This is a genomic window from Corynebacterium neomassiliense (genome assembly GCF_900626215.1).
Taxonomy (GTDB): Bacteria; Actinomycetota; Actinomycetes; order Mycobacteriales; family Mycobacteriaceae; genus Corynebacterium; species Corynebacterium neomassiliense.
Genome location: NZ_LR131120.1, coordinates 1 through 1,786, shown reverse-complemented (window position 1 = coordinate 1,786; position 1,786 = coordinate 1). Strand labels below are relative to the sequence as shown.

Annotated in this window: 1 protein-coding gene; it reads left to right on the top strand. The window is 66.1% G+C overall.

Annotated features, from left to right (window positions below):
* Positions 1 to 671: 671 nt before the first annotated feature.
* Positions 672 to 1,786, top strand: a 1,115-nt coding sequence (locus E0E18_RS14285; RefSeq protein WP_237559851.1) for an NYN domain-containing protein, incomplete at its 3' end; no start/stop codon positions are given.

Here is a 1,786-nt window from a genome sequence, read left to right as displayed (position 1 = left end):
TCCATATTTAACAAGCAGTCACCCACTTGCCGGGACCATCCGAACCGTCTGCATCATCTGCGACTTGTAAAAACTTGGTTCATCACACTATTGAGTTCTCAAACAACAACCGCACACCACGAACCACTCACCCTTGAGCAGGTGAGGCACGAAGTGGCTGTGAGCGATACTGTACAACACCCGGCACCTCAGAGGCAAACCATGGATGTCCGCCCGGTAAACGCTCTGTTTCCCGACGTTTCGTACTGCGCACACCGTGCCGCTCCTCAGCTGCGGTGACCACCCTCGGGAGAGGGCCGCCGACCGTAACGGACGGCACGCTGACCCGAACGAGGGTACCCCGTGCGCCGCCGGGAACGCAACGGTGTTCCCTCCTGCTCCCGACGCTTCTGCCTGCCGGTGTTCCATCCGGGCCGGCGCACCGGCCCCGGCGTCCTCCCCGTCGTCCCGACCCTCCCCGTTCCACAGTCGCCGAACACCACGTGCCTCACAGGCCCGTCCGGGAAGTCCCTGTTCACGCCCGCTTCTCCGCACGCAGGACCGCTCCTCCACCGTTTCCCCGCATGCTCTCGGCCCATCGTCGCGGCCGCTGCCGTGCGCATCTCCCGTGGCCCTTGGTGCACACTGGACCGTGAACATACTCCAATAACAGTTATCAAGGAACGGTCATCATGCTTGAGCGCACCCTCGTCTTCGTCGACACCTCCTACCTGCTCGCCAGCTTCTACAACTCGTGGGAGACCGGGGCGAGATCGCAGTTGGAGATCGACCTGCCGGAGGTGGTGAGAGAGATCCAACGCATGGCGGTCAACCAGCTCGACCAACCCGTGCACCGGCAGAACTGGTACGACGGTATCCCGGACTCCGGCCCGCACCGGTACCAACGTGCCCTGAGATCTGAACCGGGAGTCCAGCTGCGGGCTGGTCAGCTCATCGAATGGGGCGACCGGCGGACCCAGAAGGCGGTGGACACCCGTCTGGTCGCCGACATGGTCAAGGCGGCGCTGACCGGAATGTGCAGCGACATCATTCTCGTGTCCGGTGACGCCGACATGATCCCCGGTGTCGAGGAGGCGGTCGACGCCGGCGTCCGCGTGCACCTCTACGGCTTCGGATGGGACTCCATGTCCTCCAACCTCCGCTTTGCCTGCGACTCGACGACGATCCTCGACCCCCGCGAGGACTTCCGGGACTGCATGCGCCTGCAGGTCCTCGAGGGGCCCCTGCCCCCGGCGACACCGTGCTCTCCCGGGCACGAGACCCGCGGAACCACCACAGACACCGGCGATACTGTCGGCGCCACAGACACGGCAGGGTCTGCAGGTGCCGGGCACACGGTGGAGCACAGGGTGGAAACCACTGTCGTCGACGTGACGGTAGACCTCGGGGTGGACCAGACACCGGACAACCTGCCCGGGCAGGCCGGTCACGACGTTCCCCCGCAGAACGTTCCCCCGGAGAGCAGGGCCCGCTACAAGCCCATCGGGGACGCCGAACCCGTCGAGGATCTCAGCGGAACCTCGGTCATCCCGGGACTGAGGAAGGGACGCACCAGAACTCCGTCTCCGGCCGGGCAGACCTCCGACCGGGGCACCGCGGGAACAGCAGGAACAGCGGGAACAGCGGGAACAGCGGCAGAAGCCCGCACCGGAAACGACGGGAACGGTACAGAGAGCGGCGCCACGGATCGGGGGCGGGACGCCGTCACCGGGCCGGGCTCCGGACAGACCCCCTCTTCCCGGCGCGCCCCCTCCCCCGCCGATGTCATCGAGGCGATGTTCACCGC